This is a genomic window from Pseudomonas sp. MWU12-2029, assembly GCF_023242425.1.
Classification (GTDB): domain Bacteria; phylum Pseudomonadota; class Gammaproteobacteria; order Pseudomonadales; family Pseudomonadaceae; genus Aquipseudomonas; species Aquipseudomonas kribbensis.
In genome coordinates this window covers 378,431-394,618 of the sequence record NZ_JALJDY010000006.1, presented here as the reverse complement: position 1 = coordinate 394,618, position 16,188 = coordinate 378,431, and the positions used below count along the sequence as shown (strand labels likewise).

14 protein-coding genes are annotated in these 16,188 nt (G+C 61.5%); 6 read left to right on the top strand and 8 right to left on the bottom strand.

All coding sequences use genetic code 11. The features are described from left to right. Window positions 1-117: 117 nt before the first annotated feature. The 7 genes from M5B44_RS17810 to bioB form a co-directional block, all read right to left on the bottom strand. Window positions 118-1,923 carry a phenylacyl-CoA dehydrogenase gene (locus M5B44_RS17810; protein WP_248740023.1) on the bottom strand — a complete coding sequence of 602 codons (1,806 nt, stop codon included), beginning with the start codon at window positions 1,921-1,923 and terminating at the stop codon, window positions 118-120. A 275-nt stretch (window positions 1,924-2,198) separates the two neighbouring features. Further along, a complete protein-coding gene (locus M5B44_RS17805) occupies window positions 2,199-2,495 on the bottom strand; it encodes a pyrroloquinoline quinone biosynthesis protein PqqE (RefSeq protein WP_085709192.1) in 297 nt (98 codons plus the stop codon). A gap of 106 nt (window positions 2,496-2,601) precedes the next feature. Next, the gene (bioD, locus tag M5B44_RS17800) at window positions 2,602-3,282 is read right to left on the bottom strand and encodes a dethiobiotin synthase (RefSeq protein ID WP_248740022.1); all 681 of its coding nucleotides are present in this window, start codon (window positions 3,280-3,282) and stop codon (window positions 2,602-2,604) included. After that, window positions 3,279-4,091, bottom strand: coding sequence for a malonyl-ACP O-methyltransferase BioC (gene bioC, locus M5B44_RS17795; protein WP_248740021.1), 813 nt, complete (start codon window positions 4,089-4,091; stop codon window positions 3,279-3,281). Before bioC ends, bioD begins: the two co-directional genes overlap by 4 nt. After that, window positions 4,084-4,815 carry an alpha/beta fold hydrolase gene (locus M5B44_RS17790; RefSeq protein ID WP_134828319.1) on the bottom strand — a complete coding sequence of 244 codons (732 nt, stop codon included), beginning with the start codon at window positions 4,813-4,815 and terminating at the stop codon, window positions 4,084-4,086. Before M5B44_RS17790 ends, bioC begins: the two co-directional genes overlap by 8 nt. After that, on the bottom strand, window positions 4,808-5,986 hold the full coding sequence (gene bioF, locus M5B44_RS17785; RefSeq protein WP_248740020.1) for an 8-amino-7-oxononanoate synthase: 1,179 nt from the start codon (window positions 5,984-5,986) through the stop codon (window positions 4,808-4,810). The genes M5B44_RS17790 and bioF overlap by 8 nt, the downstream gene beginning before the upstream one ends. Window positions 5,987-6,053: 67 nt before the next feature. After that, window positions 6,054-7,109, bottom strand: a complete 1,056-nt coding sequence (gene bioB / locus M5B44_RS17780) for a biotin synthase BioB (RefSeq protein WP_085731680.1) — start codon at window positions 7,107-7,109, stop codon at window positions 6,054-6,056. A gap of 91 nt (window positions 7,110-7,200) precedes the next feature. On the opposite strand from bioB, the gene M5B44_RS17775 reads away from it, so the two are divergent. The 5 genes from M5B44_RS17775 (at window position 7,201) to rarD (ending at window position 12,783) form a co-directional block, all read left to right on the top strand. Continuing rightward, the gene (locus M5B44_RS17775; protein WP_248740019.1) at window positions 7,201-7,941 is read left to right on the top strand and encodes a ComF family protein; all 741 of its coding nucleotides are present in this window, start codon (window positions 7,201-7,203) and stop codon (window positions 7,939-7,941) included. 58 nt (window positions 7,942-7,999) lie between these two features. Then, window positions 8,000-8,764, top strand: coding sequence for a TOBE domain-containing protein (locus M5B44_RS17770; protein WP_248740018.1), 765 nt, complete (start codon window positions 8,000-8,002; stop codon window positions 8,762-8,764). 72 nt (window positions 8,765-8,836) lie between these two features. Continuing rightward, window positions 8,837-10,738 (top strand): PhoX family protein, encoded by a 1,902-nt coding sequence (locus M5B44_RS17765; RefSeq protein ID WP_248740017.1) that lies wholly within the window; start codon window positions 8,837-8,839, stop codon window positions 10,736-10,738. 116 nt (window positions 10,739-10,854) lie between these two features. Then, window positions 10,855-11,829: a serine/threonine protein kinase gene (locus M5B44_RS17760; protein ID WP_134828323.1), complete on the top strand. Its 975-nt coding sequence runs from the start codon at window positions 10,855-10,857 to the stop codon at window positions 11,827-11,829. A 66-nt stretch (window positions 11,830-11,895) separates the two neighbouring features. Continuing rightward, a complete protein-coding gene (rarD, locus tag M5B44_RS17755; protein ID WP_248740016.1) occupies window positions 11,896-12,783 on the top strand; it encodes an EamA family transporter RarD in 888 nt (295 codons plus the stop codon). A gap of 223 nt (window positions 12,784-13,006) precedes the next feature. Here rarD and M5B44_RS17750 read toward each other — a convergent pair whose 3' ends face one another. Beyond that, window positions 13,007-13,525, bottom strand: coding sequence for a glycine cleavage system protein R (locus M5B44_RS17750; RefSeq protein WP_085731674.1), 519 nt, complete (start codon window positions 13,523-13,525; stop codon window positions 13,007-13,009). A gap of 476 nt (window positions 13,526-14,001) precedes the next feature. On the opposite strand from M5B44_RS17750, the gene M5B44_RS17745 reads away from it, so the two are divergent. After that, on the top strand, window positions 14,002-16,179 hold the full coding sequence (locus tag M5B44_RS17745; RefSeq protein ID WP_085709182.1) for a malate synthase G: 2,178 nt from the start codon (window positions 14,002-14,004) through the stop codon (window positions 16,177-16,179). Window positions 16,180-16,188: the final 9 nt, after the last annotated feature.

The following is a 16,188-nucleotide window of genomic DNA, read 5'->3' as shown; positions in this document are numbered from 1 at the left end:
GGCTGAGCAAAGCCGTCATCTACGCTGGGGAATCAGCCCCGGGATTGGGGAAATCCGGGCACAAAAAAACCGCTGCCCCCGAAGGAGCAGCGGTTTGCAGAACGACCGCGTTAAGGCTTAGTAGCCCAGCGAGAAGTTCTCTTCCTTCATGTCCATCAGGTTGTTGGCACCCGACAGCATGGTTGCCACGTGCGTACGGGTACGCGGCAGGATGCGCTGGAAGTAGAAGCGCGCGGTTTGCAGCTTGGCGGTGTAGAACGCCTCATCGGTAGTGCCGGCAGCCAGCTTTTCAGCAGCCAGACGCGCCATGTCGGCCCAGAAATAGGCCAGGCAGGCGTAACCGGAGTACATCAGGTAGTCCACGGAGGCCGCGCCGACTTCTTCGCGGTCTTTCATGGCGGCCATACCGACCTTCATGGTCAGCTCGCCCCACTCTTTGTTCAGAGCAGCCAACGGGGTGACGAATTCTTTGACGGCTTCGTTGCCTTCGTTGTTCTGGCAGAACTTGTGGACGATCTTGGTGAAGCCTTTCAGAGCCTCGCCTTGAGTCATCAGCACTTTACGGCCCAGCAGGTCGAGTGCCTGGATGCCGGTGGTGCCTTCGTACAGCATCGAAATGCGGCTGTCGCGAACGTTCTGCTCCATGCCCCACTCGGCGATGAAGCCGTGGCCGCCGTAGATCTGCACGCCGTGGTTGGCGGATTCGAAACCGACTTCGGTCATGAACGCCTTGGCGATCGGCGTCATGAAGGCCAGCAATGCGTCGGCTTTCTTCTTCTCTTCTTCGTCCACGCCGTATTTGACGATGTCGACCTGTTTGGCGGTGAAGTACACCATCGCACGGTTGCCTTCGGCGAATGCTTTCATGGTCAACAGCATGCGGCGTACGTCAGGGTGCACGATGATCGGGTCAGCGGCCTTTTCGGGCGCTTTCGGGCCAGTCAGGGAGCGCATTTGCAGACGATCGCGAGCGTATTTCAAGCCGCCCTGGAAGCCGATTTCGGCGTGGGCCAGACCTTGCAGCGCGGTACCCAGACGTGCGGTGTTCATGAAGGTGAACATGCAGTTCAGGCCTTTGTTCGCCGGGCCGATCAGGAAACCGGTGGCGCCGTCGAAGTTCATCACGCAAGTGGCGTTGCCGTGGATGCCCATCTTGTGTTCCAGCGAACCGCAGCTCACAGCGTTGCGGGCGCCAACGGTGCCATCGGCATTCGGCAGGAACTTCGGAACGATAAACAGGGAAATGCCTTTGGTGCCGGCCGGTGCATCCGGCAGGCGGGCCAGTACGATGTGGACGATGTTGTCGGCCATGTCGTGTTCACCGGCCGAGATGAAGATCTTGGTGCCGGAAACCTTGTAGGAACCGTCGGCCTGAGGTTCGGCCTTGGTGCGCAGCATGCCCAGGTCGGTGCCGCAGTGCGGCTCGGTCAGGCACATGGTGCCGGTCCATTCGCCGGAGACCAGTTTGGTCAGATAGGCTTCCTGCTGCTCTGGGGTCCCGTGCTCGGAAATGGTGTTCATTGCACCGTGCGACAGGCCCGGGTACATGCCCCACGACCAGTTGGCTTCGCCGACCATTTCGCTTACAGCCAGACCCAGCGACTCAGGCAGGCCTTGACCGCCGTGCTCGACGTCATGGGCCAGGCTTGGCCAGCCGCCTTCGACGAATTGCTTGTAGGCCTCTTTGAAGCCGGTCGGGGTTTTCACGCCGGACTCGCTCCAGGTGCAACCTTCGATGTCGCCCACGCGGTTCAGCGGTGCCAGCACCTGCTCACAAAACTTGGCGCCCTCTTCGAGAATGGCGTCAACCATGTCCGGCGTTGCCTCTGCGCACGCTGGAAGGCTCTGATAGTGCGCTTCGTAGCCGAGCAGTTCGTCACGAACGAAGCGAATATCACGCAAGGGGGCCTTGTAGTCAGGCATAGCGATAAACCTCTGCTGATGTAACCGGGAATGAACGACCGCATTGATTTGTTGTGACGGTCAAACAGTTGTTTGAAACATACGTTTACGCCGAAATCTTGTCAAGCGTCGTTCTTTTGCCATTCGTCATCACATTTTCCGAACGCCGGACACAGCACCACGACATGCGCCCGGACGAGCCATGTGCAATGAAAAAAGATTAGTTGAGGGAGAAGGACTTACAACGAAAAACGCCGCGAACAGTCGCGGCGTCTGGCTCAGCGGATATCAGAAAATCAGGCGAACGTATCGATGATCGTACCGAGCATTTCATCGGAAGCCTTGGCGACTTTCGTGCCCAGCTCCACTTGAAACTTGCCCTGGGCCATCTCGGCCATAGCGCTGCCCGGATCCATTTGCTGGCTGCGATCGATACCGCGCAGGCGATCGATCTGGGCCTCGGAAGACTGGCTGGTGACCGAACGCTCGATGGTGTTGTTGGCGATCTGGCTGGCGGCCTGATCGACGCGGTTTTGCCCGGTCTGAATGGTGCTCAGACCTGCATAAAAAGCTGTGTTTCCGGAGATTTCCATGGGAGCTCTCATCCTTGGGAAGGATCAATGGCTGTCATTGAACCAGAGGCGTCAGAAAAACACCCGTCAAAAACACTAATGGCACAGTGCCTTGTCATAGCCAAAATCAGTCGAGCAGATCCAGTTGCAAATGCTCGGCGACCGCCTCGGCGCTGATGGCCTTGAGTTTCGGCACCCGCCCCAGGCACGGCGCCGGAATCCGCTCGGCAAGTGTCGCGAGGTTTTCCTCCAGTCGCGATGTCTTCGGATCAATGATGTTCGCCACCCAACCGGCCAGTTGCAGCCCGTCACGGGCAATCGCTTCAGCAGTCAGCAATGCATGACTGATGCACCCCAGACGAACGCCCACCACCAGAATCACCGGCAACTGCAACGCAATGGCCAGGTCCGAAAGATTGTCCTGATCCGCCAACGGCACCCGCCAGCCGCCCGCGCCTTCGATCAAAGTGAAGTCGGCGTTCATGGCCAGAATCTCGCGCATCGGCGCCAGCAGTGATTGCACGGTCAGCGCCACGCCTGCCTCTCGCGCCGCCAGATGCGGTGCGATCGCCGGCTCGAACGCTACCGGATTGACCTGTTGATAAGTCAGCGGCAAAGAACACTCGGCCTGCAGCGCCAAGGCATCGGAATTGCGCAGGCCTCTGGGCGTCACGACACAACCGGACGCCACCGGTTTGCCCGCCGCCGTACTCAACCCTGCCGATCTGGCGGCATGCAGCAACCCGGCAGCAACGGTGGTCTTGCCGACGTCAGTGTCGGTTCCGGTGATGAAATAGGCTGCGCTCATAAGGGTTTCTCCAACACGGCGTAGACCACCTGATAGGTCGCCGGCAGTCCCGCAGGTTGACGGAACTGCTCGTAAGCCTCGACCAGACCCAGAATCCGAGCGCGCCCGGTCAATCCACCCGGTCGACCGGGGTTCAGGTTATGCGCGCCCAGCGCCTTGAGTTCGTGTGTCAGGCTGCGCACATCCGGGTAATGCAGCACATGCGGCTGATTCTCCAGACTGACCGTGCGCAGACCACTGGCCGCGCACAATTGTTCGTACCGGGCGAACTCGCGGAAGCGGTTGACATGCACCAGGCCATCGACCTGACGCCAGCTGTCGCGCAATTCGTACAGCGTCCCTACACAAAGACTAGCAAACGCGAAAATCCCACCTGGTTTGAGCACCCGGAAGGCTTCGCCGAGCACCGCTTCGAAGTCTGCGCACCACTGCACGGCGAGGCTGGAAAAGATCAGATCGCAGGTCGAATCCTGCAACGGCAAACGTTCGGCATCGCCGGCAATAAAGTGTGTGGCCCCGCCCAACGGCCGGGCGTGATTGAGCATGCCTTCGGCGATGTCCAGCGCCAGCCCTTCGTTACCCGCAAAACGATCGGCCAGCGCCCGAGTGAAATAACCGGTGCCGCAGCCGAGATCCAGCCAGCGCGGCGGCAGAAAGTCCTCCGGCAAGCGATTCAGCAACTGCGTACCAACATCACGCTGCAACTCGGCGACGCTGTCGTAGCTGGCCGCTGCACGGGAAAAGGAAGCCGCGACCTGGCGCTTGTCAGGCAAGCCGCCGGGCAGCGCAGCAAGAGACAAATCAGTCATCACCACACTCACTTAAAAACGCCTGGATCGCACCGGCCACACCGTGGGGGTCCTCCAGAAGAAACGCATGGCTGGCCTGCTCGATCAGCCCGACCTCGACATCCGCCAGCAACGCGAACAACTCGCCCGCAGCCTCCGCCGGCACCAGCCCGTCCAGCCCGGCAAACAGATGCAATTGCGGACCTCGAAACACCTGCAAGGCATTGCGCGTATCGATCTGCGCCAACAACTCCAGACCCGCCATCAGCGCCGCCGGTGAAGTGTTCGGCGCGCCGCCGAGCAACAGCCGCGACACGCCGCGCGGGTCTTGCGCACCTTGAGCACACAGCAGAGAAAAACGTTTGAGGGTCTGGCGCGGGTCAGCACTGCAACCGGCCAGAAATGCATCGAAGGTTTCCGCCGGCATCGCGCTCGGCCATTGCTCATGGGCGACAAAAGAAGGATTGCTCGCCAGCGTCAGCAAGCCGCAGCAATGTTCGCCACGCCGCGCCGCCAGCTCAGAAGCCAGCATGCCGCCCAGCGACCAGCCACCGAGCCAGACATCCTGGGGAATGCGCTCATCGAGTTCGTCGAGCCAGTCTGCAGGATCACTGGATTCCAGCTCCGGCAACGGTTCGATTTCCACCGTCAGGTGTTCGTCGAGCCCACGCAGCGCCGCCGCCAACGGCTCCAGCGGGGAAACCCCGAGGCCCCAGCCGGGGAGCAGAATCAGTCGATCACGCATGGCTTGGCTCCGACTTGAGTTGGGCAAAGCAATCGGCCAGTCCTTCTAACAATAGTTGCACCTGCGCCTCACTGTGGGCGGCGGTCAAGGTGACCCGCAGCCGCGCACTGCCGGCCGGCACGGTCGGCGGACGGATCGCGGTGACCATCAGCCCTCGCTCGCGCAGCATCTGCGACAAACGCACGGCGCGGCCGGCATCGCCAATCATGATCGGCTGGATCGGCGTGAAGCTGTCCATCAGCTCCAGACCGATCTGTTCGGCGCCACGGCGGAACTGGCGGATCAGCGTCTGCAAATGCTCGCGGCGCCAGTGCTCGCTGCGTAGCAGCTCCAGGCTTTTAAGGGTCGCGCAGGCCAGCGCCGGCGGCTGGCTGGTGGTGTAGATGTAGGGACGGGCAAACTGAATCAGACTTTCAATCAGTTCTTCACTGCCAGCGACAAACGCGCCCGCCGTGCCGAACGCTTTGCCAAGAGTGCCAACCAGCACCGGCACATCCTCCTGGCTCAAGCCGAAATGCTCGACGATCCCGCCACCGTTCGCGCCCAGCGGACCGAAACCGTGGGCGTCATCGACCATCAACCAAGCGCCTTTGGCCTTGGCCTCTCGGGCCAGCGCCGGCAGGTCGGCGAGATCGCCGTCCATGCTGAACACACCGTCGGTGACCACCAGCGTATTGCCGGTGGCTTTCTCCAGACGTTTGGCCAGGCTGTCGGCGTCGTTGTGCAGATAGCGATTGAAGCGCGCACCGGACAACAATCCGGCGTCCAGCAACGACGCATGATTGAGCCGGTCTTCCAGCACCGTGTCGCCCTGCCCGACCAGCGCCGTGACCGCGCCGAGGTTGGCCATGTAGCCGGTGGTGAACAACAGCGCACGTGGCCGTCCGGTAAGGTCGGCCAAGACTTCCTCCAACTCATGATGCGGGCCGCTGTGGCCGATCACCAGATGCGAAGCACCGCCGCCAACGCCCCACTTCGAAGCACCGGCACGCCAGGCTTCGATCACTTGGGGATGATTGGCCAGGCCCAGGTAATCGTTGTTGCAGAACGCCAGCAACGGCTGACCGTCGACCACCACTTGCGGCCCCTGAGGGCTTTCAAGCAGCGGTCGCTGGCGATAGAGATTTTCGGCACGACGGGCAGCAAGGCGTGCGGCGAGATCGAAAGACATGCAAGCCTCACGGGTGGCAAATGAATCAGCAGGCGCCGCCCGAGGCAGCGCCTGAAAGAACGGGCGATCAGACCGCCGCGTTGTAGAACTGCTCGCTGCTCTTCTGCTCCACCAGCGCCTGCTCGATGGCAGCCTGATGCACTTCGTCGGCATGTTCTTCACGGGCTTCCGGCTGAATGCCCAGACGCGCAAACAGCTGCATGTCCTTGTCGGCCTGCGGGTTGGCGGTGGTCAGCAGTTTGTCGCCGTAGAAAATCGAGTTGGCGCCGGCGAAGAACGCCAGGGCCTGCATCTGCTCGTTCATCGCCTCGCGACCGGCGGACAGGCGCACGTGGGATTGCGGCATGAGGATGCGCGCCACGGCGAGCATGCGGATGAAGTCGAACGGATCGACATCGTCGGCGTTTTCCAGCGGCGTGCCGGCGACTTTCACCAGCATGTTGATCGGCACCGATTCCGGGTGCTCCGGCAGGTTGGCCAGCTGGATCAGCAGGTTTGCGCGGTCATCGAGAGACTCGCCCATGCCGAGAATGCCGCCGGAACAGATTTTCATGCCGGCATCGCGCACGTAGGCCAGGGTCTGCAGACGCTCGCTGTAGGTGCGAGTGGTGATGATGCTGCCGTAGAACTCCGGCGAGGTGTCGAGGTTGTGGTTGTAGTAGTCGAGGCCGGCCTTGGCCAGCGCTTCAGTCTGGTCCTGATCGAGACGGCCGAGGGTCATGCAGGTTTCCAGGCCCATGGCTTTCACGCCTTCGACCATCTTCAACACGTAGGGCATGTCCTTGGCCGACGGATGCTTCCACGCCGCGCCCATGCAGAAACGGGTCGAGCCGATGGCCTTGGCGCGGGCAGCCTCTTCGAGGACTTTCTGCACTTCCATCAGCTTTTCTTTTTCCAGGCCGGTGTTGTAGTGACCGGACTGCGGACAATATTTGCAATCTTCCGGGCAGGCGCCGGTCTTGATCGACAGCAGGGTGGAAACCTGGACGCGGTTGGCGTCGAAATGCGCGCGGTGCACCGTCTGCGCCTGGAACAGCAAGTCGTTGAATGGCTGAACGAAGAGTGCTTTGACTTCGGCCAAAGACCAGTCGTGACGCAGGGTGGCAGTGGTGCTGGCGCTCATGGGCGATTCCTTGGTTATGCTTGGCTTGCGCCTGGGGAAACGGAATACCCACAGGCACGACACGGATGTTCGGCATATTTAAGGAAGAGCCATGCACTGTCAACCACATCAAGATAGGCCGGTTTACATCTGGTTAAATAATAACCATCGCTGTTTGATTTGCGATGAGCCGGCGGAAACTGAAACGCCGCTCTGCGTAGCCTGTGAAACCGACCTGCCCTGGCTTGGCGATCAATGCATGACCTGCGCATTGCCCCTGCCCGCAGCGGGCCTGACATGCGGCGGCTGCCTGAAAGATCCGCCCGCCTTTGAGCAGGTAGTAGCGCCCTGGCCCTACGGCTTCCCGGTGGACAGCTTGATCACCCGTTTCAAGCACAACGCAAAATGGCCGTTTGGCCGCCTGTTGGGCGAGGTTCTCGGGCAATTCCTGCAACATCGCTTCGACGAGGGCCTGCCTCGCCCGGACGCCTTGTTGCCAGTGCCATTGGCGAACAAACGCCTGCGGCAGCGCGGATTCAATCAGGCAGCCATGCTGGCGCGGTGGCTCGGCAAGCAACTGGATCTGCCCTGTGAAGAAAATGCCCTGCGCCGTATCCAGGACACCAGTGCCCAGCAGGCACTCGACGCCAAGGCGCGCAAACGCAATCTGCGCAACGCCTTTGATCTTTTGCCAGACGCTCATGTACAAGGTCGGCATCTGGCGTTGGTCGATGATGTGCTGACCACCGGTGCCACCGCCCAGGCACTGGCCCGGCTGCTGGTGGACGCTGGCGCCGCGCGGGTCGACGTCTACTGCCTGGCCCGAACACCGAAACCTGGCGACGCGGCTTGACTCATACGCGCCAAGCGGCCAACTTCCTCCTCCATCAACCCAGCACAAAGCACCCGACATGTCCTTGCCTTCCCTGTTGTCCCAGCACATCGTCCGCCGCCCGCAGCGCATCGCCCTGCTGCAACACATCGCCGAACAGGGCTCGATCACCCGCGCCGCGAAAAGCGCGGGCCTGAGTTACAAGGCGGCGTGGGACGCCATCGATGAGTTGAACAATCTGGCGCAGAAACCCTTGGTCGAACGGGCTGTCGGCGGCAAGGGCGGCGGTGGTGCGAAACTGTCCAGCGAAGGCGAACGGGTGCTGCGTCTTTATCAAAAGCTGCAAGCCTTGCAGGCTCAGGTGCTGGAAGCCGCCGAAGACGCCAGCGATCTGGATCTGCTCGGTCGCTTGATGCTCCGGACCAGCGCCCGCAACCAATTGCACGGCAAGGTCGTCAGCATCGAGCATCAGGGCCGCAATGACCTGATCCGCCTCGAACTGGCCGAAGGCCTGTGCATCGATGCGCAAATCACCCACGACAGCACCGTGCATCTGGAGCTGCAACCGGGCACCGAAGTGGTGGCATTGATCAAGGCTGGCTGGCTTGAATTGCTGGGCAACGGGCAAGCTGCAACATCTGGTCACAATCTTCTCGAGGGCACCCTCGAAGCGATTCTCGACGCCGAGGACGGCCCCAGCGAAGTGCGCATCGCCCTGCCCAATGGCCAGACACTCTGCGCCCTGGCTGAGCCGCTGCACCTGCGCACCCACAAACTGAACGTCGACCAGCCGGTACAAGTGCAGTTCTCGCCGTCCAATGTGCTGATCGGCACACCGCTCTAGCCCGGATCCCTGCAACAAAAGCTTCATCGCCTCTCATTAAGGTGGCTGCCAAAACCAAGCAGGGAGCCTGATGTGAGCCTATTAGAAGAAAACCAATCCACTGACCTGGAAAAAATGGTCGGCATGAGCCGTCGCGGTTTCATCGGTGCCGGCGCACTGTGCGGCGCGGCGATGTTTCTTGGTGGCAGTCTGTTGAGCCGCAGCGCCCTGGCCACCGGTGTCAGCGCCGGCAACAGCCGCCTGCTGGGCTTCGACAGCATTCCGGCCGCCACCACCGACGTCATCAGCCTGCCCAAGGGCTACAAGTCGTCGGTGCTGATCAGTTGGGGTCAGCCCCTGCACAAGAACGGCCCGGCCTTCGACCCGAGCGGCAACGGCACCGCAGCCGCACAGGAAGTGCAGTTCGGTGACAACAACGACGGCATGAGCCTGTTCGCCTTCCCGGACGACAAGAATCGCGCGCTGATGGCGATCAACAACGAATACACCAACTACCGCTACCTCTACCCCCACGGCGGCCTGCCGCAGTCGGCGGAAGACGTGCGCAAGGCCCTGGCCTGCGAGGGTGTGTCGGTGATCGAAGTGGCGCGCAAGAACGGTCAGTGGCAGTTCGTTCAGGGTTCACGCTACAACCGACGCATCCACGGCAACTCGCCGCTGCGCATCAGCGGCCCGGCAGCCGGCCACGAGCTGATGAAAACCAGCGCCGACAAGCACGGCAAGAAAGTCCTCGGCACCTTCCAGAACTGCGCCAACGGCAAAACCCCGTGGGGCACTTATCTGACCTGCGAAGAGAACTTCACCGACTGCTTCGGCAGCAGCAACGCCCAGCAGCAATTCGACCCGGCGCAGAAACGCTACGGCGTGACTGCCGCCAGCCGCGAGATCAACTGGCATCCGTTCGATCCGCGCTTCGACATGGCAAAGAACCCGAACGAGCTCAACCGTCACGGCTGGGTGGTGGAAATCGACCCGTTCGACCCGCAATCGACCCCGGTCAAACGCACAGCCCTCGGTCGCTTCAAACATGAAAACGCTGCCCTGGCCGAGACCGACGACGGTCGCGCCGTGGTGTACATGGGCGACGACGAACGCGGCGAGTTCATCTACAAGTTCGTCAGCCGCGACCGCATCAACCACCGCAACGCCAAGGCCAACCGCGACATCCTCGATCACGGCACCCTGTACGTGGCTAAGTTCGACGCCGGCGACGGCAACCCCGACCACCCGAAAGGCCAGGGCCAGTGGATCGAACTGACCTACGGCAAGAACGGCATCGACGCCAGCAGCGGTTTTGCCGATCAGGCTGAAGTGCTGATTCACGCGCGACTCGCCGCCAGTGTGGTCGGCGCCACGCGCATGGACCGCCCGGAATGGATCGTGGTCAGCCCGAAGGACGGCCAGGTTTATTGCACCCTGACCAACAACGCCAAGCGCGGCGAAGACGGTCAACCGGTGGGCGGCCCGAACCCGCGCGAGAAGAACGTCTACGGGCAGATTCTGCGCTGGCGTACCGACCGCGACGATCACGGTTCGAAGACCTTCGGCTGGGATCTGTTCGTGGTGGCCGGCAACCCGGGCGTACACGCCGGCACGCCGAAGGGCGGCTCGTCGAATATCACCCCGCAGAACATGTTCAACAGCCCGGACGGCCTCGGTTTCGACAAGGCTGGCCGACTGTGGATTCTCACCGACGGCGATTCGAGCAACGCCGGGGACTTTGCCGGGATGGGCAACAACCAGATGCTCTGCGCCGATCCCAAGACCGGTGAGATTCGCCGGTTCATGGTCGGGCCGATCGGTTGCGAAGTCACCGGGATCAGTTTCTCGCCGGACCAGAAAACCCTGTTTGTAGGGATTCAGCATCCGGGCGAGAACGGCGGCTCGACCTTCCCCGAGCATTTGCCGAACGGCAAGCCGCGCTCTTCGGTGATGGCGATTACCCGTGAGGATGGCGGGATCGTCGGCGCCTGATTCGGCGACGCGCTGATCGTTCCCGTGCCCTGCACGGGAACGATCCCACTCAAGACAGCGCGTCTGCGCTACCATGCTGGGCCGGACGCGGCAGCCTGCCGCGCGCAGGAGTCAGCATGGCCCACCCGTTTGAAACCCTCACCCCAGACCTCGTGCTCGATGCCGTCGAAAGCATCGGTTTTCTGAGCGACGCGCGCATCCTGGCGCTCAACAGTTACGAAAACCGCGTCTATCAGGTCGGCATCGAAGACTCCGAACCGCTGATCGCCAAGTTCTATCGCCCGCAGCGCTGGACCAACGAAGCGATTCTCGAAGAACACCAGTTCACCTTCGAACTGGCCGACGTCGAGATCCCGGTGGTCGCGCCACTGGTCCACAACGGCCAGACCCTGCACGAACACGCCGGTTTCCGTTTCACCCTGTTTCCCCGTCGCGGTGGCCGGGCGCCGGAGCCGGGCAATCTCGATCAGTTGTATCGTCTCGGCCAGTTGCTGGGACGCATGCACGCGGTCGGCGAAACCAAACCGTTCGAACACCGCGAAGCGCTGGCTGTGCAGAACTTCGGCCATGCGTCGCTGACCACTTTGCTGGAAGGCAACTTCATTCCGAAAAGCCTGCTGCCGGCCTACGAGTCCGTCGCCCGCGACCTGCTCAAGCGTGTGGAAGATGTCTATGCCGCCACGCCGCACCAGAACATTCGCATGCACGGCGACTGCCACCCCGGCAACATGATGTGCCGCGACGAGATGTTCCACATCGTCGACCTCGACGACTGCCGCATGGGCCCGGCGGTACAGGACATCTGGATGATGCTCGCCGGCGACCGTCAGGATTGTCTCGGGCAGCTGTCGGAATTGATGGACGGCTACAACGAATTCCACGATTTCGACCCGCGCGAGCTGGCATTGATCGAACCGCTGCGCGCCCTGCGCCTGATGCACTACAGCGCCTGGCTGGCCCGACGCTGGGACGATCCGGCGTTTCCTCGCAGTTTTCCGTGGTTCGGCAGCGAGCGGTATTGGGGTGATCAGGTACTGGCGTTGCGTGAACAACTGGCGGCGTTGAATGAAGAGCCGTTGAAGCTTTTCTGACACGACACGTCTATACAACTGCCCGTACAATCGCTGCTTTGTTAGCTGCCTAAGCAAGGATTCTGCATGCAAGCCGCCAACCCGCGTCGCGGGTACATTCTGGGCCTTAGCGCCTACATCATCTGGGGACTGTTCCCGCTCTACTTCAAAGCCATCGCCGAAGTACCGGCGGTGGAGATCATCATCCACCGGGTGTTGTGGTCGGCGCTGTTCGGCGCGCTGTTGCTGATGGTCTGGAAACATCCGGGCTGGTGGCAGGAGCTGCGCGACAACCCGAAACGCCTGGCGATTCTCGCGCTGAGCGGCACCTTGATCGCGGCCAACTGGTTGACCTACGTCTGGTCGGTGAACAACGGCCGGATGCTGGAAGCGAGTCTGGGTTACTACATCAACCCACTGGTGAACGTGCTGCTGGGCATGCTGATCCTCGGCGAACGCCTGCGGCGCATGCAGTGGCTGGCGGTTGGTCTGGCGGCGGTCGGCGTGGCGCAGCAGGTGTGGCAGGTCGGCAGTCTGCCGTGGGTGTCGCTGGTGCTGGCACTGACCTTCGGTTTCTACGGGCTGATCCGCAAGCAGGCGCCGGTCAAGGCACTGCCGGGGCTGGTGGTGGAAACCTGGATGCTGGTGCCGATCGCCCTCGCGTGGCTGCTGTTCAATCCGACCGCCACCAGTGCACAGGCCGCGTTCTGGACCACCTCCGAAGCCTGGTGGCTGGTGGCGGCCGGTCCGGTGACGCTGGTGCCGCTGGTGTGCTTCAACGCCGCCGCGCGGCATCTGCCTTACACCACGCTCGGTTTCCTGCAATACCTGGCGCCGACCCTGGTGTTGCTGCAAGCCGTGCTCCTGTTCGGTGAGCATTTGTCGTCGAGCACACTGATCGCCTTCATGTTTATCTGGGCCGGTCTGGCGGTGTACAGCGTCGATGCGTGGATAAGTCTGCGTCGGCGCAGCTGATCAAAAAATACACAAACCTCCACAGGCCACGGTTCTCGTGGCCTGCATCGTTCCTTCCCAAGGTTATCCACAGCGTGATCCCCGCCGTTTGTGCGCAAGTCACTGAATGCTGGCGGTTTTTTGATCAATCATCGCCAAGCCACGGCGGACGTGGCCTGGAAGGCAGTCTCTACAGGTTATCCACAGGCAGGTGCACGTTTAAACTGGATAACCCGATCCGTCCTCACAAGTCGGTGCGCAGCACCAACTCCACCATCAAGTCATCGGCCAGGGTTTCCAGGCGCGATTGCAGCACGTCCAGTGAAAGAGTCAGCGGTACCGCCAGAATCGCCTCGGCGTGGAACAGCGGCTCGCTGCTCATCGGTGCCGGGCGCACCTCGGTTACCAGTCGTTCGAGGTTCACGCCCTGCTCGCTCAACAACCGGGTGATGTCGCGCACGATGCCCGGACGATCATTCCCCACCAGTTCCATGGCAATCGGCTTCCAGGTGCACGCCTGCTCGATACCGCTTTCGGCCACCAGCACGCGAATCCCCTGAGTCGACAAAGCTTGTAGGGCATCGACTAATTCATCGTAAGCCTCCGCCGGCACACCGACCCGCAGGATCCCGGCGAACTGCCCGGCCATTCGCGACATGCGGCTTTCCAGCCAGTTGCCGCCGTGCTCGGCGATGCATTGGGCGATGCGCTCGACCTGCCCGGGCTTGTCCGGCGCGAAGACGGTGAGTACGAGGTGATCCATGGCGCAGCCCTCTTGTCATGACTTTTGTTATAGAAAAGCAAGTATAGGCAAGCCGGCCGGCGCTGCCGTGATGACGGCAAACGAGGGGCCATAGCAGACACATAGTATTTATGTGTACAACTTTTGATATTTAGCTGGAACAATCCATTGGTTTTTTGAGAACATCCCGTTCCGCGCCGTGACCGCAATGCGTCATGGGGTCGCAGAACGACGTAATTAGTCTGATTTTCACAACCGCAAGTCATCATGTAGTATGCCGCAGCGCGCACTACATAACGTTGGATCGATGTCTGCCCAAGGCACGTTCGCAACCCTGAAAGCCCCGTCAGCAAGGCCCCCAAGCCGTTGATTGGTCCCAGCCCAGCCGCCAGCGATGGCATGTACTGGTCGAGGGGTTTGTGGTTTAAATGGCCAGAGGCTTCATTGTTAAATTGAAGAGCTGAAAAGCGAAATAGCTGAGCAGAGTGAGGCAAGCAATGACTGAACACGTTCAAGTCGGTGGCCTGCAGGTCGCCAAAGTCCTGTTCGACTTCGTGAACAACGAAGCCATTCCCGGTACCGGCCTCACCGCCGACAAATTCTGGGAAGGTGCCGACAAGGTCATTCACGACCTGGCGCCGAAGAACAAAGCCCTACTCGCCAAACGCGATGACTTCCAGGCCCGTATCGATGGCTGGCACCAGACCCGTGCCGGTCAGCCGCACGACGCCGTGGCCTACAAAGCCTTCCTGCAAGAGATCGGTTATCTGCTGCCAGAAGCGGCTGATTTCCAGGCAACGACGCAAAACGTCGATGACGAAATCGCCCGTACCGCCGGCCCGCAACTCGTGGTTCCGGTGATGAACGCCCGCTTCGCCCTCAACGCCTCGAACGCCCGCTGGGGTTCGCTGTACGACGCCCTGTATGGCACCGACGCCATCAGCGAAGCCGGCGGCGCGGAAAAAGGCAAAGGCTACAACAAGGTGCGTGGCGACAAAGTCATCGCCTTCGCCCGTGCATTCCTCGACGAAGCGGCGCCACTGGCGGCCGGCTCCCACGTCGATTCCACCGGCTACAAGATCGCTGACGGCAAATTGGTCGTCACCCTCAAGGGCGGCAGCAACAGCGGCCTGCGCAATGATGCGCAACTGATCGGTTTCCAGGGCGACGCCAATGCGCCGATCGCGATCCTGCTGAAGAACAACGGTCTGCATTTCGAAATCCAGATCGACGCCAGCACCCCGGTCGGCCAGACTGACGCCGCCGGCGTCAAAGACATCCTGATGGAAGCGGCACTGACCACCATCATGGACTGCGAAGACTCCGTGGCCGCCGTCGATGCCGACGACAAGGTTGTGATCTACCGCAACTGGCTGGGCCTGATGAAGGGCGACCTGGCGGAATCCGTTTCCAAGGGTGGCCAGACCTTCACCCGCACCATGAACCCGGACCGCACCTACACCAAGGTCGATGGTAGCGAACTGACCTTGCACGGTCGCTCGCTGCTGTTCGTGCGTAACGTCGGTCACCTGATGACCATCGACGCGATCCTCGACAAGCACGGCAACGAAGTGCCGGAAGGCATCCTCGACGGTCTGGTGACTTGCCTCGCGGCGATGCACAACCTGAGCGGCAACACTTCGCGCAAGAACACCCGCACCGGTTCGGTCTACATCGTCAAACCGAAGATGCACGGCCCGGAAGAAGCGGCGTTCACCAACGAGCTGTTCGGTCGCATCGAAGACGTGCTGGGCCTCAAGCGCAACACCCTGAAAGTCGGGATCATGGACGAGGAACGCCGTACCACGGTCAACCTCAAGGCCTGCATCCAGGCGGCCAGCGAGCGCGTGGTGTTCATCAACACCGGCTTCCTCGACCGCACCGGCGACGAAATCCACACCTCCATGGAAGCCGGCCCGATGGTGCGCAAGGCTGACATGAAGGCCGAGAAGTGGATTGGCGCCTACGAGAACTGGAACGTCGATATCGGTCTGAGCACCGGCCTGCAGGGTCGTGCGCAAATCGGTAAAGGCATGTGGGCAATGCCTGATCTGATGGCAGCAATGCTGGAACAGAAAATCGCTCACCCACTGGCCGGCGCCAATACTGCCTGGGTTCCATCGCCGACCGCCGCTGCACTGCACGCGCTGCACTACCACAAGGTCGACGTGTTCGCCCGTCAGGCCGAGCTGGCCAAACGTGCCCGTGCTTCGGTCGATGACATCCTGACCATTCCGCTGGCGGTCAACCCGAACTGGACGCCGGAGCAGATCAAGAACGAACTGGACAACAACGCCCAGGGCATTCTCGGTTACGTGGTGCGCTGGATCGATCAGGGCGTGGGTTGCTCGAAAGTGCCGGACATCAACGACGTCGGCCTGATGGAAGACCGTGCAACGCTGCGTATCTCCAGCCAGCACATCGCCAACTGGCTGCGCCACGGCATCGTGACCGAAGCGCAAGTGATGGAAAGCCTCAAGCGCATGGCGCCGGTGGTGGACCGTCAGAACGCCAACGACCCGCTGTACCGTCCGCTGGCACCGAACTTCGACAGCAACATCGCCTTCCAGGCGGCGGTCGAACTGGTGATCGAAGGCACCAAGCAGCCGAACGGCTACACCGAGCCGGTCCTGCACCGTCGCCGTCGCGAGTTCAAAGCTGCCAACGGCCTGTAACCTGCGCGA

Coding starts and splice junctions, on each gene's coding strand:
- M5B44_RS17810 (WP_248740023.1), bottom strand. CDS start 1,923: ATGCCTGACTACAAGGCCCCCTTGCGTGATATTCGCTTCGTTCGTGAC.
- M5B44_RS17805 (WP_085709192.1), bottom strand. CDS start 2,495: ATGGAAATCTCCGGAAACACAGCTTTTTATGCAGGTCTGAGCACCATT.
- bioD (WP_248740022.1), bottom strand. CDS start 3,282: ATGAGCGCAGCCTATTTCATCACCGGAACCGACACTGACGTCGGCAAG.
- bioC (WP_248740021.1), bottom strand. CDS start 4,091: ATGACTGATTTGTCTCTTGCTGCGCTGCCCGGCGGCTTGCCTGACAAG.
- M5B44_RS17790 (WP_134828319.1), bottom strand. CDS start 4,815: ATGCGTGATCGACTGATTCTGCTCCCCGGCTGGGGCCTCGGGGTTTCC.
- bioF (WP_248740020.1), bottom strand. CDS start 5,986: ATGTCTTTCGATCTCGCCGCACGCCTTGCTGCCCGTCGTGCCGAAAAT.
- bioB (WP_085731680.1), bottom strand. CDS start 7,109: ATGAGCGCCAGCACCACTGCCACCCTGCGTCACGACTGGTCTTTGGCC.
- M5B44_RS17775 (WP_248740019.1), top strand. CDS start 7,201: ATGCACTGTCAACCACATCAAGATAGGCCGGTTTACATCTGGTTAAAT.
- M5B44_RS17770 (WP_248740018.1), top strand. CDS start 8,000: ATGTCCTTGCCTTCCCTGTTGTCCCAGCACATCGTCCGCCGCCCGCAG.
- M5B44_RS17760 (WP_134828323.1), top strand. CDS start 10,855: ATGGCCCACCCGTTTGAAACCCTCACCCCAGACCTCGTGCTCGATGCC.
- rarD (WP_248740016.1), top strand. CDS start 11,896: ATGCAAGCCGCCAACCCGCGTCGCGGGTACATTCTGGGCCTTAGCGCC.
- M5B44_RS17750 (WP_085731674.1), bottom strand. CDS start 13,525: ATGGATCACCTCGTACTCACCGTCTTCGCGCCGGACAAGCCCGGGCAG.
- M5B44_RS17745 (WP_085709182.1), top strand. CDS start 14,002: ATGACTGAACACGTTCAAGTCGGTGGCCTGCAGGTCGCCAAAGTCCTG.